At 43.1% G+C, this 25337-nt stretch carries 26 protein-coding genes, 1 pseudogene, 1 riboswitch and 1 other annotated feature; of the genes and pseudogenes, 12 read left to right on the forward strand and 15 right to left on the reverse strand.

Annotated features, from left to right (window positions below; translation table 11 throughout):
• The first annotated feature begins 250 nt into the window (after window positions 1–250).
• Window positions 251–676 (forward strand): hypothetical protein, encoded by a 426-nt coding sequence (locus AR335_RS19460; RefSeq protein WP_234293361.1) that lies wholly within the window; start codon window positions 251–253, stop codon window positions 674–676.
• 148 nt (window positions 677–824) lie between these two features.
• Here AR335_RS19460 and AR335_RS24480 read toward each other — a convergent pair whose 3' ends face one another.
• The 5 genes from AR335_RS24480 to AR335_RS19480 form a co-directional block, all read right to left on the reverse strand.
• Entirely contained in the window at window positions 825–989 is a 165-nt protein-coding gene (locus AR335_RS24480) for a hypothetical protein (protein WP_156419103.1), read from the reverse strand.
• A gap of 159 nt (window positions 990–1148) precedes the next feature.
• Window positions 1149–1778 carry a YczE/YyaS/YitT family protein gene (locus AR335_RS19465; protein ID WP_062238951.1) on the reverse strand — a complete coding sequence of 210 codons (630 nt, stop codon included), beginning with the start codon at window positions 1776–1778 and terminating at the stop codon, window positions 1149–1151.
• A gap of 37 nt (window positions 1779–1815) precedes the next feature.
• On the reverse strand, window positions 1816–2238 hold the full coding sequence (locus AR335_RS19470; RefSeq protein ID WP_062238953.1) for a DUF1801 domain-containing protein: 423 nt from the start codon (window positions 2236–2238) through the stop codon (window positions 1816–1818).
• 437 nt (window positions 2239–2675) lie between these two features.
• Complete coding sequence (locus AR335_RS19475; protein ID WP_369795859.1) at window positions 2676–3641, reverse strand: DMT family transporter; 966 nt, start codon at window positions 3639–3641, stop codon at window positions 2676–2678.
• Window positions 3642–3675: 34 nt separating this feature from the next.
• Window positions 3676–4140 (reverse strand): SRPBCC family protein, encoded by a 465-nt coding sequence (locus AR335_RS19480; RefSeq protein ID WP_062238955.1) that lies wholly within the window; start codon window positions 4138–4140, stop codon window positions 3676–3678.
• Between the two features lie 184 nt (window positions 4141–4324).
• On the opposite strand from AR335_RS19480, the gene AR335_RS19485 reads away from it, so the two are divergent.
• Window positions 4325–4843, forward strand: a complete 519-nt coding sequence (locus AR335_RS19485) for a DinB family protein (RefSeq protein ID WP_062238957.1) — start codon at window positions 4325–4327, stop codon at window positions 4841–4843.
• 44 nt (window positions 4844–4887) lie between these two features.
• Here the strand turns inward: AR335_RS19485 and AR335_RS19490 are convergent, their stop codons facing one another.
• From AR335_RS19490 to AR335_RS19500, 3 genes are read right to left on the reverse strand one after another with little or no spacing between them, the layout of a single operon-like run.
• Window positions 4888–5655, reverse strand: a complete 768-nt coding sequence (locus AR335_RS19490) for an alpha/beta hydrolase family protein (protein WP_062238959.1) — start codon at window positions 5653–5655, stop codon at window positions 4888–4890.
• A 9-nt stretch (window positions 5656–5664) separates the two neighbouring features.
• The gene (locus tag AR335_RS19495; RefSeq protein WP_062238961.1) at window positions 5665–5964 is read right to left on the reverse strand and encodes an antibiotic biosynthesis monooxygenase family protein; all 300 of its coding nucleotides are present in this window, start codon (window positions 5962–5964) and stop codon (window positions 5665–5667) included.
• A gap of 38 nt (window positions 5965–6002) precedes the next feature.
• A complete protein-coding gene (locus AR335_RS19500; RefSeq protein WP_062238963.1) occupies window positions 6003–6476 on the reverse strand; it encodes a GNAT family N-acetyltransferase in 474 nt (157 codons plus the stop codon).
• 169 nt (window positions 6477–6645) lie between these two features.
• Between AR335_RS19500 and AR335_RS19505 the strand changes: the two genes are divergently transcribed.
• Window positions 6646–7524 (forward strand): metallophosphoesterase family protein, encoded by an 879-nt coding sequence (locus AR335_RS19505; RefSeq protein ID WP_062238965.1) that lies wholly within the window; start codon window positions 6646–6648, stop codon window positions 7522–7524.
• A gap of 66 nt (window positions 7525–7590) precedes the next feature.
• On the opposite strand, the gene AR335_RS19510 is transcribed toward AR335_RS19505, so the two are convergent.
• Together AR335_RS19510 and AR335_RS19515 are read right to left on the reverse strand one after the other, a co-directional pair.
• Complete coding sequence (locus tag AR335_RS19510) at window positions 7591–8025, reverse strand: SRPBCC family protein (protein ID WP_062238967.1); 435 nt, start codon at window positions 8023–8025, stop codon at window positions 7591–7593.
• A gap of 24 nt (window positions 8026–8049) precedes the next feature.
• Window positions 8050–8829, reverse strand: a complete 780-nt coding sequence (locus tag AR335_RS19515; RefSeq protein WP_062239292.1) for a helix-turn-helix domain-containing protein — start codon at window positions 8827–8829, stop codon at window positions 8050–8052.
• A gap of 314 nt (window positions 8830–9143) precedes the next feature.
• Between AR335_RS19515 and AR335_RS19520 the strand changes: the two genes are divergently transcribed.
• The 3 genes from AR335_RS19520 (at window position 9144) to AR335_RS24485 (ending at window position 12468) form a co-directional block, all read left to right on the forward strand.
• Complete coding sequence (locus AR335_RS19520) at window positions 9144–9797, forward strand: spore coat protein (protein WP_062238970.1); 654 nt, start codon at window positions 9144–9146, stop codon at window positions 9795–9797.
• Between the two features lie 341 nt (window positions 9798–10138).
• Complete coding sequence (locus AR335_RS19525) at window positions 10139–12166, forward strand: Na+/H+ antiporter (RefSeq protein WP_062238972.1); 2028 nt, start codon at window positions 10139–10141, stop codon at window positions 12164–12166.
• Window positions 12167–12228: 62 nt separating this feature from the next.
• Window positions 12229–12468, forward strand: coding sequence for a hypothetical protein (locus AR335_RS24485; RefSeq protein WP_156419104.1), 240 nt, complete (start codon window positions 12229–12231; stop codon window positions 12466–12468).
• 107 nt (window positions 12469–12575) lie between these two features.
• Here AR335_RS24485 and AR335_RS19530 read toward each other — a convergent pair.
• The 4 genes and pseudogenes from AR335_RS19530 to AR335_RS19545 form a co-directional block, all read right to left on the reverse strand.
• A pseudogene (locus tag AR335_RS19530) lies at window positions 12576–12939 on the reverse strand (SDR family NAD(P)-dependent oxidoreductase); the annotation flags it as partial.
• A gap of 18 nt (window positions 12940–12957) precedes the next feature.
• Window positions 12958–13785: a MetQ/NlpA family ABC transporter substrate-binding protein gene (locus AR335_RS19535; RefSeq protein WP_062238973.1), complete on the reverse strand. Its 828-nt coding sequence runs from the start codon at window positions 13783–13785 to the stop codon at window positions 12958–12960.
• A gap of 21 nt (window positions 13786–13806) precedes the next feature.
• Window positions 13807–14472, reverse strand: a complete 666-nt coding sequence (locus tag AR335_RS19540) for a methionine ABC transporter permease (RefSeq protein WP_062239296.1) — start codon at window positions 14470–14472, stop codon at window positions 13807–13809.
• Window positions 14462–15475 (reverse strand): methionine ABC transporter ATP-binding protein, encoded by a 1014-nt coding sequence (locus AR335_RS19545; RefSeq protein WP_053355916.1) that lies wholly within the window; start codon window positions 15473–15475, stop codon window positions 14462–14464. Before AR335_RS19545 ends, AR335_RS19540 begins: the two co-directional genes overlap by 11 nt.
• A gap of 76 nt (window positions 15476–15551) precedes the next feature.
• A riboswitch (SAM riboswitch) is annotated at window positions 15552–15657 on the reverse strand.
• Between the two features lie 348 nt (window positions 15658–16005).
• Here AR335_RS19545 and AR335_RS24745 point away from each other — a divergent pair.
• The 6 genes from AR335_RS24745 (at window position 16006) to brnQ (ending at window position 24440) form a co-directional block, all read left to right on the forward strand.
• A complete protein-coding gene (locus AR335_RS24745) occupies window positions 16006–16449 on the forward strand; it encodes a hypothetical protein (protein ID WP_062238975.1) in 444 nt (147 codons plus the stop codon).
• Window positions 16379–18286: a putative thiazole-containing bacteriocin maturation protein gene (locus AR335_RS19555; RefSeq protein ID WP_062238977.1), complete on the forward strand. Its 1908-nt coding sequence runs from the start codon at window positions 16379–16381 to the stop codon at window positions 18284–18286. The genes AR335_RS24745 and AR335_RS19555 overlap by 71 nt, the downstream gene beginning before the upstream one ends.
• A complete protein-coding gene (locus tag AR335_RS19560) occupies window positions 18283–20223 on the forward strand; it encodes a TOMM precursor leader peptide-binding protein (RefSeq protein WP_062238979.1) in 1941 nt (646 codons plus the stop codon). Before AR335_RS19555 ends, AR335_RS19560 begins: the two co-directional genes overlap by 4 nt.
• Window positions 20224–20245: 22 nt before the next feature.
• The gene (locus AR335_RS19565) at window positions 20246–21811 is read left to right on the forward strand and encodes a SagB/ThcOx family dehydrogenase (protein WP_062238982.1); all 1566 of its coding nucleotides are present in this window, start codon (window positions 20246–20248) and stop codon (window positions 21809–21811) included.
• A gap of 434 nt (window positions 21812–22245) precedes the next feature.
• Window positions 22246–22584 carry a hypothetical protein gene (locus tag AR335_RS19570; protein ID WP_062238983.1) on the forward strand — a complete coding sequence of 113 codons (339 nt, stop codon included), beginning with the start codon at window positions 22246–22248 and terminating at the stop codon, window positions 22582–22584.
• A gap of 228 nt (window positions 22585–22812) precedes the next feature.
• Window positions 22813–23062 (forward strand) — a binding site (T-box leader).
• Between the two features lie 49 nt (window positions 23063–23111).
• Complete coding sequence (gene brnQ, locus AR335_RS19575; protein ID WP_062238985.1) at window positions 23112–24440, forward strand: branched-chain amino acid transport system II carrier protein; 1329 nt, start codon at window positions 23112–23114, stop codon at window positions 24438–24440.
• Between the two features lie 113 nt (window positions 24441–24553).
• Here the strand turns inward: brnQ and AR335_RS19580 are convergent, their stop codons facing one another.
• On the reverse strand, window positions 24554–24949 hold the full coding sequence (locus AR335_RS19580; protein WP_062238987.1) for a VOC family protein: 396 nt from the start codon (window positions 24947–24949) through the stop codon (window positions 24554–24556).
• Between the last annotated feature and the right edge of the window lie 388 nt (window positions 24950–25337).

A 25337-nucleotide genomic window follows, 5' to 3' on the forward strand; every position in this document is an offset into this window, starting at 1 on the left:
CCTTTGTTCAGGCAAGCTGGTTAGATTGTTGCTTCAAACCCCATAATGTTAGTGAAGAAGGTCGTTTTTTTATACGGATTCAATTCTTCCATTGCCCTAGTAGTTAAATCACTATTTTAGTAGCAATTGTGCTTGTGCAGAATATATTAGAAAGTGAATGATGCAAGGAAGATTATCCTTTTGCCATGAAGACCACGTGGCTATACCAGCATCCATTCAACGGATTTAACTACAAGGGGGATAAAAGTTTATGAGTTTATTTAATAGGAATATGGATATGGGCACCGAAGAAATTTTTGAAATAGGTGCTAATTGCCTTTTGGTACTTGGAAACCGTTTTTTTGCGGTAGTAGAAATTGAGTCAGAGGTTCCTGGAGTGGATCTAGAGGAATATGTGATTATTCGCATAAATGAAAGGACTGCAAGACGATTAAACAATGCTGGTTTGGAATTGTGTGAAGTTCAAAACACCGCGCCTAGATCAAGAAACGGTGTTGAAGTTGAGTTTAAGTGTATATTTATTAACCGTAATCAGGCCTTTGCATTGTTTGATGTGGAGAACGATTTTGATGAGGCAGTATTTGTAAAGATTTCCATGGAAGAAGCGAGACGATTAATTCGCCAAGGTGCCAGGCAGTGTACTGTTATTGATGCGCGCACCAATTCCAATTGTTAAAGAGATGTTATTCCACACATAACACACGCGTGTATTAGCGATGCTGTCAACTTTTCCATCAAGCTAAGAAAATTTCGGGGCTGTCCAGAAAGTCGAAAATTGACCTTCAGGCAGCCCCTTTTTGGCTTGAAAAATCTTCAATGAAAAGTTAATTGAAGTGGAAGATGCGAGACTCCTCGAAAATGAACTTCACATTTTCTTCGTGCGATAAAAAGCTGCCGGAGCCTTCCTTGTCCTGCGGGACTAGCGTGACAGGTGAGACTCCCGCCGGTGCTTGCACCAAAAAGTAGGCGTTCACGCCGGTAAGGCTCACCGCACGCCCTGCGAAAGTAGGCGTTTACGCCGGTAAAAGCGAGCAGCCTGGAACGGAAATCAACAGCTTACAGACTTCTTGGACAGCCCCATTCCTTATCAATCATCAGACCAGTAAACATCATCATCCCAACACAAGAACTACATATTCAAAAAAAGCCTACGCTTTAAAGGTTTCCCGCAAGTTCTCATGATGGATTGTCGTTGTTTCAAAAGAGAAAAGACGGAAGATCAGCTGAACAAATACTCCAAGTCCAAATGCAGTAACCACTGTTCCCATCCCTAGTGGCCCTCCGAGCAGCCAACCGACCAGTGCAACTGAACATTCCAATGAAGAACGACAGACCCCAATTGGAAGACCCGTGCGCCTACGGATCGACACCATGAGTGAATCACGCGGCCCCGCCCCAAAGCCAGAACTTATGTAAAAATAACTGCCCAACGCTGTGGTAAACAGCCCCAGCATCAGCATACCCAAGCCACTGGGCCAACCGGGCGCCTTCGGCAGTACATCGGTCCATAAAATGAAGTCCATGAAAAATCCAATCAGAATCATATTGGCCAAGGTGCCGATTCCAATTTTCTCTTTCAGCAGGATAATCAAACCAACAATAACCACGCTTACTAGAACAGTGGCTTGCCCGATGGTCAATGGAAGATAGTTGGTGAGCCCTGCCTGAAACACTTCCCAAGGACCAAAGCCTAAATTTCCTTTCATAACGATCACAGAGCCCAACGCAAATAAAAAAAGCCCAAACAGAAGCCGTAAGATTCGTAGCGATTTATTCATCTCTATGCCTCATTCCCCCTACTTATTGCCCGATTATTTAATGATTGGTATAGGTTTCTTTCAAAAACCTTACAGATTGATTGATTAATGATTTTAAGACATCAACGTCAATATCTGCTACCTTATTTATGTACACGCACGCTTTTCCAGTGGTATGTTTGCCAAAGTCCTTTAATAATTCCTCTCGTTTCGTGTCACCCGTAGCAAAATAGAAACTAATTTTAGCTTTTCGAGGTGAAAAGCCAACGAGTGGCGCATCTCCTTCATGACCGGATTGATATTTATAATGATATGCACCAAATCCAATAATACTCGGTCCCCACATCTTCGCTTCATAACCTGTCGCTTCTGTAAAAATATCTAATAATTTATATGCGTCCTCACGTTTTTTAGGGCTTTCAACATTTTCAATAAACTCAATGACACTACTGTCGGTTTCTTTGGTTTTCAGTTCGTACATGTTTAGAATCTCTCCTTTTCTTTAGTCTTAGTTTTACATATTTTCATGATTCTCTTTAAATATGGTTCTGCCGATATTCCTGCCTTACCGGTTCAATCTGTGATAGATGTCTATATTCTGCGTTTCTTCGTACAAATCCTTTTATTCCGTGTTTAACTAACATGCCCGTTAGCTCAAAATGAACAACTAAAAAACCGTATGCTATATTTCTCATACGGCTTATTTTATAAAGAAAAACGAGTTTTTAATTCATTAAATGTGTGATATAGCCTTCTTGATATAGTCAGAAAGCTGTTTATCTATTCCAAACTTCTCTCCTATTTGTGGATTCTCTTATGCTTAAAAGAGGCCCTCAAGTCTTTTTCTCCCACCAAAAATCAACAACATGGACTAACAGAGCTTTATTGTAAGATCTAACACTTGAGTCGATATAACATTTATGCTGTCTTCTTTTCCGCCGTAACGCGCTTCTTATCCAAGCCATTAACCACAAGAACACCCGATATGGCAACCAATCCTCCGATCAGCGAAAGGGTACTCGGCCACTCGTTCAGCCAAACCCATGCGGTAAGTATGGCGATCGCCGGCTCCAGGTACATCATGCTCGCCACAGAACTGGCATTGCCTGACGAAAGAGCAATCGCCCACGTTACATAAGCGATCGCAGCCGGGAAAATCCCTACATAAAGTGTCGATATATTGGCTTCCATGGTAGCGTGCTGAATGGAGTCAAAGAGTCCAGGAGAGAACCAGAAAAAAGGCAGTGTACCCGCCCATGTCACATAAGCCGTCAGTTCAATCGGCGTATATCGATGAAAGAACGGTTTTTGGAAAACAAAAAAGACAGACGTAGCGGCAGCAGCCATCAATACTAAAAAAGCTCCTTTAGAAATCGTCAGGGACGGGCCAGCACTACCCAACGTAATCAATATAACGCCAGCTAAACCAATGCCAAGACCGAGCCATCCAAATCTCCCTAAACGCTCGTTTAATACGAAAACAGCAATGAGCGCCGTAAAGACAGGCGCTGCTCCAATCAGCATGCCGGCGGTTCCTGCCGATACGGTCTGCTCACCGAACGTTACCCCTATGTGATAGATGCTTATTCCAATCCATCCAAGCAGCAGAAGCCTAAAAAAATCTTCTTTTTTTGGCAGCCGAAATTTCACACCCGGACACAGAGCGTAAAGGATAAAAGCACCGGATGCTATTAAGTAACGAATGAGAACTAAGTGTCCCGCCGAATAACCGCCATGCAGTCCCGCCCGGATGGCCGCAAATGTTGATCCCCAAATGATAATCGTAATAAGTGCCATAAAGAAAGCCTTTGCGTTCAATTCTTTCACCTTCAGTTCTATCTTTTTTAAACGGACAGAAATAAAGAGCTGCAGCAGCAACTCCATTCTTAAACCAATCTAGCGAAAAGGACCTGCGTTTTTATTTAACATGAAAGTCAGGCGCTTTATCCGGCACAAGATTTAAGATGATGTTATGTTCCAGGAGCGCCTTTAATCCACAGAGGACCATCGTGTACCCTCCCATGGAATCAATGGCGGTATTTACGATCTCATCTCCACTTCCTTTAAATCCTGAGTTAATTATCGTGACCATCGTCTCGTTATCTTTTCGGGAAACAAAGGTCCACTCCACCTCTGTACCGTCCGACGACTGAATATGAATGCGTTCGTTTTCCTCTAGTCTTTTTACAAAAACGCGATCCGATACACCGTACATCTCCCATTCCCATTTGACTTTTTTCCCCTCTTCTACTCTTCCGCTGCTTTTAGTGAACCAAAATTTGGTCGTAATCGCCGGTTCAATAAAAGCCTCAAATACGACTTCCACCGGTCTTCTAATAAGCATTTCTGCTCTTACAACCGGTGTGTGGTATAGCTCAGGCATCATGAGATCTCCTTTCATTATGGATGAAGCACAACACGATATACAAATACAGATTTTGCTTCTGAATAAGCTTTGATCACTGTGTACATTTCTATTTGTTATGTGAGAATCCTGCTTAGGAGTTTAATAATGAGAGAAAGCGGAAAACTATTGAAAAACAGATACAAATAATGGAGGCTAAATGATGATCGACAGACCGCAACCTGACGAATACTCTGAGGACTACACTTCTTATGTAAAATTAGTGCCTGAAGGAGACATAGTAACCATTCTTAAGGAACAAATAAAAGATACCGTTTCTCTGCTAAGCTCTTTTTCTGAAGCTGAAAGTGAATATAGGTATGCGCCTGATAAGTGGAGTATTAAAGAAATGATTGGGCATATGATTGATAATGAGCGGATTATGGGCTACAGATTGCTTTGTATAGCACGTGGAGAGACGGCATCCTTGCCCAGTTATCATGATGAAGAATATGTAAGAGAAGCAGATTTTGATAGCCAAACCCTAAAAGACTTGCTAGATCACTTAACAAGTATACGCCAATCCACTGTATATCTAGTGAATAGTCTAAGTGAAGAAGCATTAAAACGCAGGGGAGCCGCGAACCACAGCGAAATTACGGCACGAGCCATTGTTACGATTTTAGCAGGCCATGAAATTCATCATTGCAACATCCTTAAAGAAAGGTATTTGAATGTGTAAAGAGAGACTTTAGTATTCAATGGTAAGTCTCTCAATGTTGCTCTTTAGCTTTTCAAAAATTGAATACTGTGATCAAACAGTTCATCGATCCAGCTCAGTCTTCCGAAAACATGGTCAACACCCTCCATTAAATGAATGCCGCGATCATTGTTCACATACGTATCGTAATACCTTTGTCCATATTCATGAGGAACCGCTTCATCCTCTGTCCCGTGAATAATCATGACCGGATTAGTGTATGATGTGATTTCATGATAGAGATTACGATTTTTTAAATCTTCATAAAATCCACGGCCCAGCTCAAGTCCATTTAAATCCACATTTCCGTTCGGAAGCTTGGGGTATTTTTCAAAATAAGAAACAGCCAACTTATTCATGTTGCCAGCTGGTGCCCATAAGCAAACTTTATGTATGTCATTAGGAATTTCCTTGGCCACTTGGGCAGCAACCGCACCACCCATACTGTGACCCACTAACATAATTTTCACGGAATCCACCCAGTCCAACTTTTTAACGAAATTCACGATTTCTTTTCCCTCATGCACTTCCCCGCTGAAGGTCATCTCTGAAAAAGAACCATCACTTTCACCCGAACCCGAAAAGTCAAACCGCACACAGCCGATCCCCTGATTTGCCAGTTCACGGGCATATCGCACTAACAAGAAATGATCATCAATTTTAGAACCTGTTATCCCATGAAAAAGAATAGCCACAGGACTTTTTGATGAGCTGTCTGATTCCGGTTTATGAGCCATCCCGCGCAGTGTTAACCCATTGACTTCAAGTGTTATGGAATATTCGATAGTAATCAAACCTCCCTCTTAATCTTCTATTGAAACACGTTCAAAATGCTCAACCGTTGGAAAGGGATCATAGAAATGATGCAGTTGCTGCTTCCATTCTTGATACTCACTGGATTGCCTAAAGCCTACCGTATGATCTTCTAAGCTCTCCCACTTCACCAGTAACAAATATTTCCCCTTCACTTCCATACATCGCTGCAACTCATGAGATCGGTATCCCTTCATGGAAGAAATGATGTTTGACGCCTTACGAAACGCTTCCTCATATTCCTCTTCCATGCCTCTCTTTACCTGAAGCATAACAGCTTCCAAGATCATGTCATCACCCCTTTTTTTAAAAAGTATATCATTACGAACTAAACGGATTTGACCATCGTAATAAAATCAGTTCTACCGTTATTGAACTTTATTTGCTTAACAAATCCCAGCTTCTCATAAAGATGAATGGCTCGATGGTTAAATGCTGCAACCGTTAAACGAATGGAAACACCGCTAAAGGCAGCTTGAATATGGCGAAGAATAAACGAAAAGAACTCAGAACCGTAACCCTGGCCTGTTAGCTCAGGATTCATCCCAATCCCAAGATCAATCAAATCATCAGAATAAGCACCATATTGGTGACCAGCTGGTACCTGAGCCGAACTTCCGGTGCAGAAAAAGCCTGCGATACCTTGATATCGATCCAAGATCACTCGATACGAGGTTTCCAGCGTTTCCTTCATAGAATCTTGGCTTACTTCATTGTTATAAAAATCATAAGGAGCATCATATCTCCAATTCAGTATATTTACTGCAAATTCTTCATTGATGTCAACAATCGATAACAACATGTTAATCCCCTTCAGTTTCAGTCAGTTGATTTATGATTCCTAATTCGCCACGATCTAGATTTTTACCTTCTACTGTTTCCTCTTGGGGTTTCAGATTATTATAAACAATAGCCTTAAACGAACATAGGATAAATCAACATGGATTTTGGAAATGAAACGAGGTTACGTGATGGCAAGATTGAATACCGAATCTCTTCAGCTTTTGAATCATAAAGATATCCCTTCAGATCGGCTGACCTTTCTTGTGCTGGGAGACAGTCATGTAAGGACAACAGGATATGACCGTGTACGAAATCGTTATATACTCGATACAGCAGGAGAGAGATATCGCAGGATTTTACAGCACATGGCGATGAATTACAGCAGCACCGCCTCTTTTATTGTGCATGGCGGCGATACGATCGGTGAGGGAAATAAAGACGAAAATATGAAAGCATTTGTGGCCGTGTCAAAGGAAGTCCTTTTCCCTGCGAATCTCCCCATCTTTGTTAGTATCGGGAACCACGATATGATCTGGGAAAATGGCGACCTCACCACTCGAATCTTTGAAAAATATATAGGAAGTGTCCGCCAGGACATTCATATACACGGAGCAAACGTTCATCTTATTCGGATTCCGACGTATTTCCCTGGATTAGCCGGAGCTCCTTACTTTCGTCCGGCCGATTTGGCCTGGCTCAAACAAAGAACAGCTGCATCCAGCCATGTTCTCATCGATTTCCATGCTGTTTTAAGAGTGGGCAAAAATAGAAGCTTTCCAGAAGGTCATTATGCAGTTCTTTCAACTCCCGAAACCGATGCCTTCTTTCAAAACATAAACCCCAGCGTAAAAGCGATCTTCAACCATCATCGTCATACGAGCTACGAATATACGATCGAGACGACACTCGGAGGCACCTCCGTCCAGATTCCATACCTCATTACAGGATGCGGCGGAAACGTAACTAGCCGGCCAGACTGCCCCAATTACTATGCAGTAACATGGAATAACTTAAATACTTCCAATCCAGCAATGTCTTATACGCCTGTCCGTGTGCAGGGACTATAAAAAAAGAAGGCTGACCCAGGTACTCACCGATCATCGCGAGTAGTTGTAGTCAGCCTTTCTTGCAGATCATTTTTCAAGCATGTCTTTTATTTTCTTTAAATCTTTCATGTTTGCTCTCTTCATCATGGAAGACATAAAAGGAGAAATCATCCTGGAAAAGCCGCTTGGTATGCCTTTGTTTCTTAATGTCATGCGTGTATAATCCTGATCAATCGCATGCCAGGTATAGATGGTCTCCATCGGAAAAGGTCCGTTAGCCGTTTTCATCACTAATTTACTTCCCGGATTAAATTCAATAACTTCATAAACATAAGCAAGTTCCCGGCCAAGAAACTTCGCTTTAAAAGCGATTTGAGAACCAACCTTGAGCGGTTTTGGCGTGATCCACTCAGCGGAATGGATATTCACATACCACTCTGGCGCATGATCAGGATCTGCTGCATACTCTGATACTTGTGATAAAGGGCGGTTGATGTTGATTTCGGTAAAAACGTCTACCATCTTGGCTTCCTCCGATTATCACAGCTATCTTTTATTTTCCACATAATTTTTAAGCAATGTTCCAAGTAGGTACTCCCACCCTTTAGTGTGTTCTTGTTCCCATTGCTCTTGCAGGATACCAGATGCTGAATGGGAAAGTTGAAGCAATGTTCCTCCTTCTTTCTCAAGAAGACGATACGTATAGGCGCTGTTGACAGCTCCCCGCATGCCAAGGTGTCCGTGCAGACGAATTTCTTCAGGAGCATTTACATAATACACATTGCCCCAGACTGCTCCCTCATTCTCTCCCCACTTTTCCATGAAGAGCCCTCCTGGCACGGGATCGAATGTAAAATGAGAAGACACTCCTTTTGGTGCGATACGAAACTCCCACCAATCTCCCGCCTTTTCTGTTAACGCTTCGAAAACATCTTCCCTAGATGCACTGATGAATACCTCTTGTTCAATATGAAAATCCTTAGTGTTTGCCATTGTTTCTTTTCCTCCCTTTTTTTCTGCAGCCGACTGCAGATTTAACAACGAGCTGGCCGTTGTCTCCATATATTTTCCTACCCAGCGGTTATGCACTTCTTGAAGAGGCACCGCGTTCAGAAAGTTCCTTTTATATTTACCTTCACGCCGAACGAGCACCAAGTTCCCTTCCTCCAGAATCTTCAAGTGCTTCATGATGGCGTACCTGGTGACTTCCGGAAAGAATTCGTTTAGTTCACCTGTTGTTTTCGGCGATTGCTTGAGAATATCGAGAATTTGCCTTCGGATCGGGTGTCCTAATGCTTTAAATACGATAGAAAGGTTTTCATCCATTTCAACGATCCTTTCAGTAAAATAGATAGGTTGGTTAAACATGTGAATAAAAGGTCACATGTAATAAGTGACCTAATGGTAACACGTTCTAAAATCTTCGTCAATAACCTTTCCTTAAAAAAAGCTTCCCCATATCTTTTCCTCTTTCCCTTCAAGCACGATCAATTTCCAATATTTTACCATGTTCATTCAAAAGAAGAACCTTGCCTTTTTTACTTTTTTTACTTTTTTTACCAAAAACAAATATGATAAGAGAAGCCTCTAAGCGAATAATAACCTTGTTCATCTTGAACCAACGTCAGGAGGTAATTATGATGCAAAACCAATACAACCAACAAACGAATTCGCCCAATTTCAATACACAGCAAGTACCAAACCAAATGAATCATGGAGGACATGAGGTGTTCGACCTTCATGAGATCCTTTCCGGGTTAATCAACGTTCTTGATCAATACATGATATTTCGATCCTTTGCGAAAGATCCAGAGCTGATCGACATCCTGGACAGGCAATATAGGTTCATTCTTGATCATTACAACATACTGTGTGAATGCTTTACGTCGGGTGCAAATCCCTCTCACCCGACATCAGAATACAGGATGAAGCAGAACAACACAGTTACCTATGGGCTAAAGCCTTCACAGCCTAAAAAGCCGAATCAATCCATTTCAGAAATTAAGGACCAAGGCCTTTCTGGGCATATGCTTGGCCTCATAAAATCAACAGCCTCCCTGCTGACGATGACTTCAGTGGAAGTAACGAACCCCGTTGTCAGAAGGGTCATGGCTGACAATGTAGCCAACTATGTCGAAATGGCTTACGAAATCTTCCTTTACCAAAATAAGCACCAGTATTACCAGGTACCACAATTATCTCCTCAAGATATGCAACAGATGACCCAAAGCTTCATTCCAGCAACCGGCCAGCCCCAAATGCCGCCACTAGGAAAGCAGCCTTTTCAACAATAATCAAAGAAATAAAGAAAACTCGCCAAATCGGCGAGTTTTTCCTTCACTTAAAATCCTGCGATCGCAAACCATACAATCGGGAGAAAATAAAAAAAAATTAATCCCTAATCCAATTAGGCTGCAAATTTTCCCTGAAGAAGCTAACCGCTGATCCTTTTGACAAGATCCCGAATAGAAGAGAAAACATTGCCTTGAAATGAAATTCCCTCATCCTAAGCCCCCTTGAAATAAAACATCATATAAAGATATGTACTCCCGTTTAAAAAATTTTAATCCACAGGCCGATTGGTACACTTAAAAATACGATTATGTTACAAAATAGATAGGAGAGGAGGTAGATCATGGAGTTTTTTCTCGTTATTTTATTACTGCTGTCCCTTATCGGCCTATCCAGCCTGATTAATCATTTTATCCCTTACATACCGGTACCCATTATTCAGATTGCTTTAGGAGTAACGCTTGCTACCCTTCCGCTGGGAATACAAATCCCCATGGAGCCGGAATTATTTTTCATTCTCTTTATCGCCCCTTTACTTTTTCACGATGGGAGACATGTTTCGAGGCACGCTTTATGGAAACTCCGTAAACCGATCCTTTTGCTGGCCCTCGGTCTGGTTTTTGTCACCGTATTTGCCATTGGCAACTTAATTCATTGGCTTATTCCAACGATCCCATTGGCTGCTTCCTTTGCCCTTGCAGCGATTCTCTCTCCAACCGATGTTGTTGCTGTAGGTTCCATTTCAAGCCGTGTGAAGATACCGAAACGGATTATGCACGTTCTTGAAGGAGAAGGATTAATGAACGATGCTTCAGGATTGGTTGCCTTTAAATTTGCCCTTGCCGCATCCGTGACCGGCGCTTTTTCATTGGCACAAGCCAGTTGGAGTTTTTTAGTCATATCGATTGGAGGATTCCTTGGCGGTGTCATTTTAGCCATCCTGATTATTCAGTTGAAGACATCTATTCGAAGGCTTGGTATGGAGGATGTTACGATTCATATGCTCATTCAGCTTCTTACCCCTTTTGTCATTTTTTACATTGTTGAGCATTTACATCTCTCCGGTATCTTGTCGGTTGTAGCAGCCGGGATTGTCTACACCATCCATCAGGATCGAAGCCGGGTTCCAGTTGGACAGCTGCAATTGGTTTCCCAAAGTACGTGGACGGTTCTCATCTATATTTTAAATGGGCTGGTGTTTGTGCTGTTAGGGTTGCAGATCCCTAGGGTGGCAAGTGAAATATTTAAGGATCCCTCCTTTAATAATTGGCAGGTAACAAGCTACATCCTCATCCTATGGGCAGCCCTTATTCTTCTTCGTTTCCTTTGGATTTCGGCAACCTGGCGCTGGGGATGGCTGGACAAGAAACAGCCTCAAACTAATTCTGTGAGAGCCATATCCATCCTTACCCTTTCAGGAGTACGAGGGGCGGTAACCCTCGCCGGTGCGTTTACGATTCCCTATGTGATCGCCGGAGGAAGTCCCTTTCCGGAGCGTTCATTAATCATCTTTATCGCAGCCGGAGTGATCTTGGTTACCTTAATCGCTGCAAGTGTTTTCCTTCCGCTTCTATCACGGACGGAAAAAGAAAACAGTGAAAAGCTGAAAGAGGAAATGGAACGGACGGCAAGGCTGCGAACCCTTGAAGCTGCCATCCATTCTGTTGAGGAATCCTTAACGGATGAGAATCGGGGTGCGGCAGTATCCGTCATCACCGCTTACAATACGATTCGTAATGAGGTAAGCGAAAAGAGTTCGGAGCAAGTGAAATTGGAAGAATCCGAGGTTCGGCTGAAGGCACTTGAGGCGGAAGTCCGCTACTATGAGAATTTAAAAAGAACAGGAAAGATCGACAGGGATACGGCGAATCTCATTGAGGAACATATCCAGCGAAGGCGGCTCGCTCAGACAAACCGGATGCAATATAGAAGCTTGTTCATTTGGACGCTTTTTAAAAGAAGTTTACTTTCCTTCGTAAAGCTTTTCACACCAAAACACAAGGAACGCCGTAAAAATCGCCGCTTGCAAACAAAAAAGCTGATTAAGCTAAAAGTCAACATGGCGAAGGCTGCCATTCACTATTTAAAGAACCATATCACGCCAGAAAATAAACACATTTATCTAGGGGTTATAGGGGAATACAATCGATTAATTATGACGTTCAAGCTTGCGAAAAAAAGCGAGGAATCCATCCATCACGCCCAGATGAAAAGAGAGCTCCAGATCAAAGCGTTCCAGGCAGAGAGGGACGAAATCCAGCATCTTTACGAAGAAGGGGACGTCACCAATGACATCCTCAGGGATATTCGTAAGCAGATTAATATTCGGGAGGCGTATTGGATGGAGGAAACGAGCGTACAATCTCAATAAATCCTCCTTTAAACCCAAGACCTATATATGAAAAGGGGGCTGTCCAAGAAGTCTGTAAGCTGTTGATTTCCGTTCCAGGCTGCTCGCTTTTACCGGCGCGAGCTCCTACTTTCGCGGGGCGTGCGGTGAGCCTTACCGGCGTGAACGCCTACTTTTTGGTGCAAGCACCGGCGGGAGTCTCACCTGTCACGCTAGTCCCGCACAGACAAGGAAGGCTCCGGCAGCGTTATATCGCACGAAGAAAATGTGAAGTTCATTTTCGAGGAGTCTCGCATCTTCCACTTCAATCAACTTTTCATTGAAGATTTTCAAGACAAAAAGGAGCTGCTGAAGGTCAATTTTCGACTTTCAGGAAGCCCCTTTGTTTTGATTAAATTTAATTCTTATTTGCAGAGATTTCATTAACAATTTAACTCAAAGCCTCGTTTATTGGTGTAAGAGGGCGGCCAAGCAATTTTTCGAAATCGTTGCTCTCTACCTCTAATTCACCATCCCGAATACCTTTTTGGATGTCGACAAGCATAGGAATAATGAAATCCGGTACACCAGCACCTTTCATAATATCCGCATAAGCAGTATCATCGACTTGCTGCACGGATACTTCTTTACCTAATACAGTTCCAACAGCAGACGCCAATTCTTCTTGAGTCATAAGTTTCTGAAAGTTCGTAAACGGTATTCTCGTTTCCGTTTCCGGCCAATACTGCTGCTGCCTCCGCATAATCTTGTTACAGTGCCCAGCCTGTTCTGCCTGTACCCGCAGATGTAACCCATCTTGTTCTTCATTCAATTTACTTCTTCATCCACTCCGGCTTCCCAAAACCTTTAAATTCTTTATCTATGGTTTTTTCAAACTCTTTGGATTCCACGGCTGCTTTAATGTCTTTAGTGAATTGGGATTTAACATCTTTTGTGTTCACAACGACCCGGTTACGGTATTGATCCGGCATGTTCTCAAGGAAGAGAGCATCCTGCAATTTCATTTTTGCCGCAAGCGCGAAGTTACCCGGAACGGCCGATACATCTGCACTTCCAACCGCTCTTGGCAATTGCGCAGCTTCAAGCGGCTTGAATTGAAGTTTCTTCGGATTTTCTTGAACATCTTTTTCTGAAGCGGTTAATGGATTGACTTCTTTCTTGATGGTAATTAGACCGGCATCCTGGAACATTAACAGCGTTCTGGCCAGGTTAACGGGATCGTTGGCAATGGCTACCGTGCTGCCGTTTTTGATGTCTTCAATCTTTTTGAATTTCTTGGAATATACACCCATTGGCGCAGTTGGTACAATAATCAGTTCAGAAAGCTTTAAATTCTTTTCTTTTGCGAAGTTTTCCATATAGATTTTGTGCTGGAACAGGTTCGCATCAATAGATCCTTTAGCTAATGAGAGGTTCGGCTGAATGTAATCACTGAACTCTACAATTTTAACGTTATATCCTTTCTTCTCCAGTTCAGGTTTGATGGCTTTATTGACCATATCACTGTATGGGCCGGCTGTTGCTCCAATGCTGATGTTCTTCTTGTCTCCTGAGCTTGATGATCCGCTGGAAGTTGAGCTACATGCTGACAGAACACCAATGGCTAGTAATAGAATGAGTGCTGAAGTAAACTTTTTCATTTGTTTCTCTCCCCTTTTGTTTTATCTTTTATCTACGAGTTTGGAGATCTTATCTCCGGTGAATTGAATGATTTGGACGAGTAAAATCAAAACGACTACCGTGGTAATCATGACGGTATTATCATAGCGATAGTACCCAAATCGGATGGCCAAGTCACCGATTCCTCCCCCGCCAACAATACCTGCCATGGCTGAATAACCGACCAAGCTGATTGTCGTGATTGTTAATCCTTGAATCAAACCCGGTTTGGCTTCCGGAAGAAGCACATCCTTAATGATCATCCATGAGGTTGCCCCAACTGCTACGGCTGATTCGATCACTCCCTTATCGATTTCTCGGAGTGACCCTTCAACCATTCTTGCAAAAAAAGGAATCGCAGCAACAGAGAGGGATACGGAAGCCGCAGTAGGCCCAATTGTTGTCCCTGTAAGCAAATTGGTTAACGGCAATAACGCCACCAAAAGAATAATGTAGGGAATCGAACGAATCAAGTTGATGATCCATCCTGTAACACTTTTCACAGCGGAATTTTCAAGGAATAATCCTTTATCGGTTACAAAAAGCAATACACCAAGCGGGAGCCCGATGATGATCGCCACGGCTAAAGAGATGCCCACCATATAAAGTGTTTGGAAGAACGCATTGTTTAAATCAGGAAGAAGCTGTACAAGTGAATCAAGCAACATCATAAACCACCTCCAAACTCCTTGTTTTTCTTGTAATATATTCGATCGCTCTCTCTACTTCGGAATTTTCACCTGTAAGCTCCATAATGAAAATGCCCAGAGGGATATCCTGTATGTACTCAATCTTCCCGTGCAGAATATTTCCTTTCACGTTGTATTTCTGGAAAAGCTCTGACACCACTGACTCTTCGGCAATCTCGCCTTTGAACTGAATCTTGATGATCTTCCCTTTGCGGTTTTCAATGAGCTGCTTAGGCAATTCAAATTGCAGGATACTGTTAATAAAATCTTTGGTCAGCGGTTTCTGAGGATCAGAGAAGATGTCATAGACCTCGCCCTCCTCAATCACTTCACCATTTTGCATGACGGCTATCTTATGGCAGATTTCCTTCACTACTTCCATCTCATGCGTGATCAGAACGATGGTCAATCCCAGCTTGCGGTTAATGTCCTTTAATAAGTTTAAGATGGACTTTGTTGTGCTTGGATCGAGGGCAGAAGTTGCCTCATCACATAAAAGCACCTTCGGGTTATTGGCAAGCGCCCTGGCAATTCCGACCCTTTGTTTCTGACCTCCGCTCAACTGAGCCGGATATTGATCCTTCTTATCCGCAAGATCCACGAGGTCCAATAGTTCCAATACTCGCTTTTCCGCCTCATCCTTTGATTTGCCCGCTGCTTTCAAGGCAAATACAATATTTTCATAGACGGTTTTTGAACTGACCAGATGAAAATGCTGAAAGATCATGCCAATCTTTAACCGGGCTTTTCTTAAATCTTCTCCTTTTAAAGAGGCAAGATTCACCCCATCAATCCAAACCTCACCCGATGTTGGCTTCTCCAATAAATTTAAACATCGGATCAAAGAGCTCTTCCCTGCACCGCTGTAACCGATAATGCCGTAGATCTCTCCTTCTTTTACCGTAAGAGATACGTTGTTGACCCCCACGATCTCTTTTTTCTTCGAACGGTAAACCTTCAACAGATTTTTGACTTCAATCATGAAACAACCCCCTCTTTCTTTCCAAATAAAAAAGCCCCTTTCATCATGAAAGAGGCATTGGATTATAAATTCAATCACCTTATCTTTCAGAATGAAAATCATTCTGTAGGAAGTGGCACCTTTCCAAATTGGAGGTTGCCGGACGTCATAGGGCCTAATCCCTCAGTCACTCTCGATAAGAACGGTTATGCTATTGTTTTTAGAACATTTCTAATAATAAAGTGATTCTCCTCCATTGTCAATACTATCCATAGTAGATATGTCGGAATTAAACGTTTTTTTTGTTGGTGTATGATAACTAGGCATATGGACAGTAACTTGGGACAACCACATCCCATATTTTATTTTGAGGGTACTTTTCCAGAAAAAACGTTTGTGTTCTGGCGATTTCTCAGCTCGTTAAACCCGTAAAATAAAGTAGGAGGTTTTTTTATTGAATGAAGAATTCAAGTGGGATCTTCAGGGGCTGCACACTGATGGTGTAAATGTCAGCAATGTTACCCCGAATTATCCCCAGGATCAAGGTATGAGTGATTCCGCTCGTCTATGTGTTGGCTTTGGCATTGGTTTCTGTGTTGGTGTATGCGGTGGCTTTGGTGGATGCGGTGGCTGTGGCGGTTGTGGCGGTTGTGGCGGCTTTGGCGGTTGCTTTGGCCGTTGCGGTGGCTGTGGCGGCTGTGGCGGCTGCTTTGGCCGTTGCGGCGGCTGTGGCGGCTGCGGCCGCTGCGGTCGTGGCGGAAGCAGTTAAGCTTCCGATCGGTAGTGATAGGTATTTTAACAAAAGACCGGCCCTGCATATCCCTCTGCAGGGCTTTTATCGTTTGGATAGGCATAATGGACATCAGGCATCCATAGAGTTAAATGATGTAAAAGATGTAGAGCATTCTAAAGAGGAGGTCGATCATGCAAAAATTAAATCCTTCTATGTGTTTAAAAGTGAACAGAGACACGTTTGTTTTTCCGGATTCAGCTAAAGGTGTATATCTCCGGAACAACGTAAAATCTTTAAGAATGGAAGGCAGCACCATTGACCGATGGCTGGAAAAATTAATTCCTATTTTCGACGGAACCCATACTCTTGATTCTGTCACAAACGGTTTACCAGATGCTTATAAAGAACAAGTGTATAAGATCGCACATGTTTTGTACGAAAACGGTTTTGTCCGTGATGTAAGCCAAGATCTCCCACATCAGCTTCCTGATCGCATCCTTGCTAAGTATGCCTCCCAAATCGAATATTTAGATCATATTCGTGATTCGGGCGGTTATCGATTCCAAGTTTACCGCCATGCAAAAGTAGCGGTGATCGGTTCGGATTCGCTTCTCCTTTCTCTCGTTCGATCATTGATTGAATCAGGGCTTCCTTCTTTCAGCGTCATACTCACTGAATCACACCCAGCTATTCAGCAGCGGTTAAATGAGATGATAGCTGAAGCACGCAAGTCAGAGCCCGAAACCAAAATCACCATCTTAAGATCCGGAAAAAATTCATGGAGAGAAAATGTAGAACCGTTTGATTGCATACTATATGGATGCAAGGACAGTGATTTATCTCAACTTCGTACCCTTCTGGCCATCTGCAAGGAACAAAAGAAGAATGTTCTTCCCGTTACTATTTTAAAAGACTTAGCTTTTGCCGGCCCGCTCGTTTCTGCTGAATCCGATTCGTGCTGGGAGTCTGCCTTCCGCAGACTGCACCAGAGGCTGAATGAAGAAGGCAATGGTTCTCACTCCTTATCACAAACAGCAGGTGCGCTAATAGCCAATGTGGCGGTTTTTGAGCTTTTTAAAGAAATCACGGGCGTACATGAGGGAAAAAGAGAAAGACCATTTTACTTGCTTAACTTGGAAACGCTCGAAGGAAGCTGGCACACCTTTCTCCCTCACCCACTGGTTACTGGGCGTGTTTATGCCGAACCGATTAACGACCCGGCTACATTCCTTGAAACATGCGATCATCAACAAATGGACTTACATTCCCTGTTTTACCGGATTACTTCAAAAGAATGTGGTGTTTTTCATCTTTGGGAGGAAGCAGATTTACTCCAGCTCCCGTTATCACAATGCAAAGTCCAGGTTGCTGATCCGCGTTCAGAAGGCCCTGCCAAGCTCTATCCTGAGACTGTCTGTTCAGGACTCACGCATGAAGAAGCTCGCCTGGAGGCAGGTCTGATTGGAATTGAAACATATGCAAGGAGTTTTGGGAATGACTTTTTCAGTGAGCATCCTTCATCATGGGGAATCGGGATGGGCAAGACCCCTGCAGAAGGTTTATGCAGAGCACTGCAAAACGCACTTCATGAAGAATTTGTGAAGCAAGCAGATCACGGTGTCACTAAAGCCACATTGGATGTAAGTCTTGTCAATGATCATCGCTGCCAATTTTTTCTGCAGGCTCTGAGAACCAAGAAGTCTGAACCAGAATTTTTATGTGGCCGTGAAGTACTGGGTTTTCCTGTCGTTTGGGTTGAATCAAACGGCAAGTGGTATGGAAGCGTTGGATTGAATATGCAGATGGCTTTAAGCAGAGCATTACAAACGGCTGTGATGGATTCTCAAAATCGAGAAACCTCACATTATCCCTATGGGGTTGCGGTTTCCTCCATTACATCGGAAAAGGATGCTCAACAGAAGGTTCGGGTTCCTTCTTTTGAAGAAAAGCCGTTAGACGAAACCTTCCATTCTGCAATACATCGATTAAGGCAGAATAAAAAACAAGCAAACATCTTTGAACTTCATCTGGAAGCGATTTTTAAAGAGAATACGGCTGGCATTTATGGGATTGCGTTAAGCGGGGAGGAACTTCCATGAGCCACTCCATCATCATCATCGGAAACGGAATGTTAGCTGACACCGTAAGCGAACAATTGAGCGGGCTCTATTCCATTACACGCTGGGCCACTGTAAAAGAAGCCGTTCCGAATCAAGGAAATCTGGCATTAGTGCTCCACGATTCCTGGGTTCCGGCTGAACACCTAGAAGCCGATGAGGCCTTTTCGTTCTTTGGCATCCCTTGGCTTCGGGGATTCGTATCATTTGGTGAAGCCAACATTGGCCCGCTTGTTCTTCCAGACAAACAGGGGTGTTCTCAGTGCGCGGATAGGCGCCGTTTTATGGCGGGATCTGACCGGAGAGAACAATTCCAAATGAAAGAATACAAGATGGATCAACCTGGTATCGAGCAAGATCCTTGGGCTTCAGCTCCAGGATTATTGCAAACTTCCTATCTCATTCAAGAAGAGGTCCATAGATTGTTAAAAGGAGAAAAAGCCCGCACATATGAACATGTATTTCTTCTGCAGTTAAATACGCTCCGGCTATCCTATCATTTCTTTTTGCCTGACCCATACTGCCCTGTGTGCGGCGATCTTCCAGAGGATACAGCGGATACCGCAGAGATCATACTGAAACAAAGCCCGAAGACATCAATCGATAGCTATCGCTGCCGCTCGCTGGAAGATATGGAGAAGGTTCTGGGCAAGGATTACTTAGATAGCAGAACGGGCCTTCTTAATCATAAACGATATGACTTCATTTCCCCTTTTGCCGATACGATTGTCAATCTTCCTCTACTATCAGGCGATGAGTTAACGGGTGGGCGAACCCATTCGTATGCTCAAAGTGAACAATCCGCCATTTTAGAAGGACTGGAGAGATACTGCGGCTATGCCCCAATGGGTAAACGGACAATGGTTTATGAACCGTATTCCAAGGTGGAAAAGCATGCCCTTAACCCACGATCATTAGGACTTCATACAAAGGAACAATATGACATGCCCGGCTTTCCTTTCAAGCCATTGGACCCCGACCGGCCCATTCATTGGGTTTGGGGCTATTCTTTATCACAGAACCGGCCCATCCTGGTACCAGAGACGTTCGCCTATTACAGCTTGGGAGGCGGGGAAGGCTTTGTTTATGAAACCTCTAACGGCTGTGCACTCGGCGGGAGCATGGAGGAAGCGATCCTTTACGGTATTTTCGAAATTGTTGAGCGGGATTCATTTTTAATGACATGGTACGGCCAACTCCCTATTCCTCGTCTGGATCTGTCTACCATAGAAGACCAGGAGCTTCAGCTCATGATCCAGCGCATACACACAGTGACCGGATATGAGGTGCATTTATTTAATTCGACGACCGAGAACGGCATTCCCAGCATTTGGGCACTTGCCAAAAATACGAAGCAAACGGGCATGAATCTTTTATGTGCCGCTGGAGCCCACATTGATCCATTAAGAGCCGTAAAAGGAGCCGTTCAAGAACTCTCAGGCATGCTTCTCACCATGGACGATAAGCTGGAAAAAGAACGGGAGAAATATAGGCAGATGTATGATGATTCGTTACTCGTTCATCATATGGAAGACCATTCGATGCTATACGGGTTAAAAGAAGCGGAGGAACGCTTATTCTTCCTTCTCGATCAGCGCCCGAAAAGGAGCTTTCAACAGGAATTTCATCCGGTTCATAAATCCGCTGATTTATTGGATGATGTTGTGGAGATCCTGGAAGTTTTTCGGCAGCTTCAGCTGGAGGTCATTGTTGTGGACCAAACAAGCCCTGAACTGAAACGAAACGGGCTACATTGTGTAAAAGTAGTGATACCCGGGATGCTGCCCATGACATTTGGACATCACCTTACCCGGCTAAAGGGATTGGATCGGGTGTTGAACATACCAGCGAAACTCGGATATGTGAGAGAGCCGCTGACTTATAGCAGCCTTAACCCGTATCCTCATCCATTTCCATAGCAGTCCCAAAGGGGGAAAAGGAATGAACCTAGATGAATTTTTGCATAACCTGCATTATGAATCTGACAAAATAAAACCCCGGGACTGGGAGGCGAACTGGGACGACGCCCCCCTTCCCTATAAGCTTTACCGAGGGTTGCCTGTAGTGGAATTACCCGCAAATATACCGCTCCATCTCGAACAAAAGAAAAGAAACGCCAAACCGAATCTCCAAGAAATGAGTCACTTTCTTAAATATACCTACGGGCTTACACAGGTTAGCCAAACGCTTCCTTTTGGTGAACAAACCGAAGAATGGACAGCATACCGGCGCTTTGCTCCATCCGGCGGTGCACTGTATCCAAGCGAACTTTATATGTATTTAAAAATTGAGGATCTCCCAGAAGGCATTTATCACTATGATGCCGCACACCATCGTTTAGTCTGTTTAAGGAAAGGGAATTTTGACAGCTACTTGAACAGAGCTCTGGGTAATCGCTGTGACATGTCCTCCACTTTTGGTACCGTATTTAGCTCCACCTTTTTTTGGAAGAATTTCTTCAAATACCATAACTTCTCTTACCGTCTGCAAGGGCTGGATACCGGCTTTGTGATCGGTCAGCTGCTGGAAACAGGAAGACGCATGGGCTTTGAGACGGGGGTGTATTACCATTTTCTTGACCGTGCCATTCATCATCTTTTAGGACTATCCGAGCAAGAAGAAAGTGTATATGCGGTGATTCCTCTTTCCGTTGATCCAGCCATGAACTGGTTTACGAGTGATGAAACAGAGGAACCCTCCACTGCTGCTTCGTTATGCCATGAACTGAAACCACTTGACCATCAGCATTACGTCCGTTCCAAGAAAATTTGCGAATATCCCATGCTGATTAAGATGAATGAAGCATGCATGCTGGACTCGTTCCCCACTCATAAGCAAATGGAAAAAGAAAAGAAAGAAGAGCCAGCACATCCGTTTCACCTGCTGCCTCGTGTGGACCGGTTATCGTATGATTTCTCTTCCGCCTGCCGAAATCGATATTCGCCTGGAATGGACTTTGTTCAGAAACCCATAAACCAACAAACCTTATCAGCCCTTCTATTCGAAGCCTTCTCCACTTTTTCTTACCGAAATGACCTAGACTATGCTTTTCAGAAACCTCCTTACCGTGTTTCACTCTATTGTTGTATGTATAATGTAAAAGGTGTACCCAATGGCTCCTATTCTTATGATGGATCCAATCATGCATTACAACCTATTCAAGAGGGTGATTTCCGATGCCGGCTGCAAGACGGACTGCTTGCTGATACTGTAAACATGACTCAAGTTCCACTTTCCTTCACGATCTCTGGCCATAAGGATCATTACCAGAGCGCTTATGGATACAGGGGACATCGTATTCAGCATATGGAAGCTGGAATACTGTCTCAGCACTTGCTTCTGGCAGCTTCGGCATTAAATATGGGCGGGCATCCCCTTCTCGGATTTGATGTCCAATCCTATGATGACCTCTATAAACTGAGTGAAAGGGGAAAAACCAGCCTGCTCCAAATCCCTTTGGGCTGCTTCAGGCCCCATCCCAGATTACAGGGAAACCTGTATAACTGATGCGGTTACCTATACTAGATGAAATTCTTCAAGCCCTGTAAAGCCCGAATGATTCTGTTCGCTTTACAGGGTTTACTATTTATTAAACAATCGTTTGATTAAACTCTTCTACATCCTCCACGCTCGGAGAAAAAGCCGGGAAAAAACGAGCGTTCAATCTTACCAAATCCCCCGATGGGCCCTACAGCCCTTCACTCTTTTTTTGCATGTTTTCTATTTGCCATTTTCAATTTATCATGGGCATTTTTTACAATTTTTCTTTAAAATCTATTAAATGATTTTGGTTTTAGTAGACAAGCATACAAACAAAAACTATGAATCTTGAATATCTTAAATAGAAATTTCTTTTAAACTACTAAACATAGAAACAAAAAGCAAGAATCCTGAATATAGAAATTTCATTTACATTACTCTTGAAGGGAGAGTTGGGTAATTTGTCAAGCAGCCATAAAAAATCAGATTGTCAATGTGACTGTGTGGAAGAACTGGCAGAACAACTAGAAAAAAGAAGAGGAGACTTCGTTGTTGTTTATGAAAGAAATGGCGATATAGCTCGCGGCACTATAAAAGATGTAAAGTGCGATTCGGTTCTTATCCTTAAGAATGCAGATAAGATGAGTTGTTGTTTTCAGGCAGGTTATATACCATTTACAGAATTAGTAATAAGTATTTGTGAAATAACAGAGTTTGGTGTTATGCAGGGTGATACTCCTTGTTCTTCCCCTGTTGCTCCAGGTGTTGATATATTTAAATCGTTAAGCGGAAACAAATAAGAAAACATATTTTCTTTTTATTTCCTGCTAAGTCCACCTATCACCAGCTTTATTTGCTGATGGTTAAACTTATCCAAAGACCCATGCTTTTTGTCAGCATGGGTTTACTGCATAATATGTCTTATTCAAGGAACAGGTGCCAGTCGTTCCAATAGAAACAATCGGAATTGTTAAAACTGTCAAAAAATATTGACTTATTGATTTGCCTCTGCTAAATTATTTTTATACTTAAAATCGATGAAGAGAAGAGTAAGATTTGATCCCTGTCCTAAAGAGAATCGGCGCTTGGTGAAAGCCGATGTTCAGGCCTTGTCCGAAAATCATCTCTGAGATGCAAAGCTGATGAATGGTAAGCTTTTGCCGGGTTGTCCGCCGTTACAAAGGAACACGTATGATGGTACGTTGACTGAGAGCCGTATGCTTATTTATTATAGCTGCGGAATTAGGGTGGTAACGCGAGCGCAAACTCGTCCCTGTTTACAGGGACGGGTTTTTTTATTTTTCAAAACAATAAAGGAGAGATTACTTTGAGAAAACTGGACACCTTATTTATTGGATTAATGCTATTTTCTATGTTTTTTGGAGCAGGAAACCTGATCTTCCCGCCTTTCCTGGGGGCACAATCGGGAACATCCTACTGGCTCGCCATGGCAGGGTTTATCATTACGGGCGTAGGTCTTCCCTTTGCCGTACTATACGCCGTTTCCCTTGTAAAAGGAGGCGCTCAAACGATCGCCAATCGTGTTCACCCGGTATTCAGCACGGTATTTATGGTTGTCGTCTATTTATCCATCGGACCATTCCTTGCCATTCCAAGAAACGCCAATGTTGCTTATGAGATGGGGATTAAACCATTTCTCGGTCAATCACACTCATCATTGGTTTTAATCTTATTCACCGTGCTATTCTTTACGCTTGTTTATGTCGTCAGCTTGAATCCATCCAAAATGGAAAAATACATGGGCCGCTGGATTACCCCTGCTTTGCTATTAGCGATGGTTGTCCTGTGCGTGGCCGGATTTGTTAAACTGGATGCACCGTTCCAATCACCATCAGCGGCATATCAATCCGGGGCTTTTTCTACAGGCTTCCTGGAAGGGTATAACACCATGGATGCCCTTGCTTCACTCGCATTTGGAATCGTCATTCTTACATCCATTCAGCAAAGAGGCATAAAAGACAGAAAGCAATTGACGAACTATACATTGAAAGCCGGCCTGATTGCCGGAGTATTGCTTTCATTGGTTTATGTCAGCCTTGGGTTAATGGGGGCAAGAATGGCAGCAAGCGGATCGTTTGAAAATGGCACCGACATTCTTTCAGCGGCCTCCACCCTTTTATTGGGACAAAGCGGTAAAACCTTGCTCGGATTAATTTTTACATTAGCCTGCTTTACTACAGTGGTCGGATTAACCTCAGCCTGTGGCCAATATTTCTCAAATCTGATTCCACGAGCAAGCTACAAGACAGTGGTATTAGCCGTCACACTGGTTGGGTTCACCCTTTCAAACCTGGGATTAAACCAAATCCTTAAAGTTTCCGTGCCGTTCCTTGTCACAGCTTATCCGTTAACCATCGTGCTGATCACATTGACGTTTTTCCATCGCTTCTTTAAAAATGCGAAAAAAGTGTACGGAAGTGCCCTCTTATTTACAGGTTTATTTGCCGTCATCGGCGGGTTAAAAGCGTTCGGACTGAAGCTGGGTCCTGTTCAAACGATGAGTGAATTCCTGCCGCTATCTTCTGTAGGATTAGGATGGGTCGTACCCGCAATTGCCGGTACAGTTATAGGGCTGGTTATTAGCCGATTCAGCAGCAATACTTCAGCGGTAGGAGAGGAACTGAAAGCTTCATAAGCCGTGTAAGAGGATAATAAAACAAAGAAGCAGGATCCAAAATGGGCCTGCTTCTTTGTTTACGTATTTAATTTAAGAAACTTGATATAGTGCTTGCTTCAATTTCATAGATTCTATTTTGCATTCTCATCGGGTTGATGAATTCCGAATATATTTCCTTCTGTATCAATATAGTATCCTTGCCACGCCATTCCAGGCAAAGCATATTTGGGCATTGCCACCTTGCCGCCATGCTCCATAATTTTAGCTTCCGTGGAATCGTAATCTTCCACTCCCATAGTACAAGCAAATCCATTTAACGCCTGGTTGGTTTCCGGAGAAGCACTTTGCCTCTGCATCAAAGCACCATTGATTCCAGGTTCTCTCTCATCGCCAGTTACTGCCCCAAAGTAAGGCATTCCTGCATACTCACTCCAATCCTGGAATGACCATCCGAATACCTCTCCATAAAACTTCTTTGCCCGTTCCATGTCACTTACATGAATTTCAAAATGTACTAATCTTCCCATGATTCCCTCCTATTTTTTCAAGAATCAGCAATCATTGAATACGCTTACACTTTCCTATTAACTAGTATAACAACCCTGGGAATAAATTCAATTTTTATAGGATTTTTCATGCTTTTTCTCGCTTTTTTGGCCTGTTCAAACGATCAGTGACTCCCTGCCGCTATCTTCTGGAAGATCATACCCGCACTTGTCGGTACAGTTTTAGGACTGGCTTTTAGCCGTTTCAGAGCATACTCTAGCGGTAGAACAGGAACAGAAAGCTTCATAGGCTGTAAAATAGAATAAAAAACAAGATGAAGCAGGATCAAAAATGGATCTGCTTCTTTGTTTTATTTACAGCAAAAACCTCAATGCACTTGTAATTATCTGAATAATCTGTATTATATAT

It is taken from the genome of Fictibacillus sp. FJAT-27399, from assembly GCF_001510655.1.
Classification (GTDB): domain Bacteria; phylum Bacillota; class Bacilli; order Bacillales; family Fictibacillaceae; genus Fictibacillus_C; species Fictibacillus_C marinisediminis.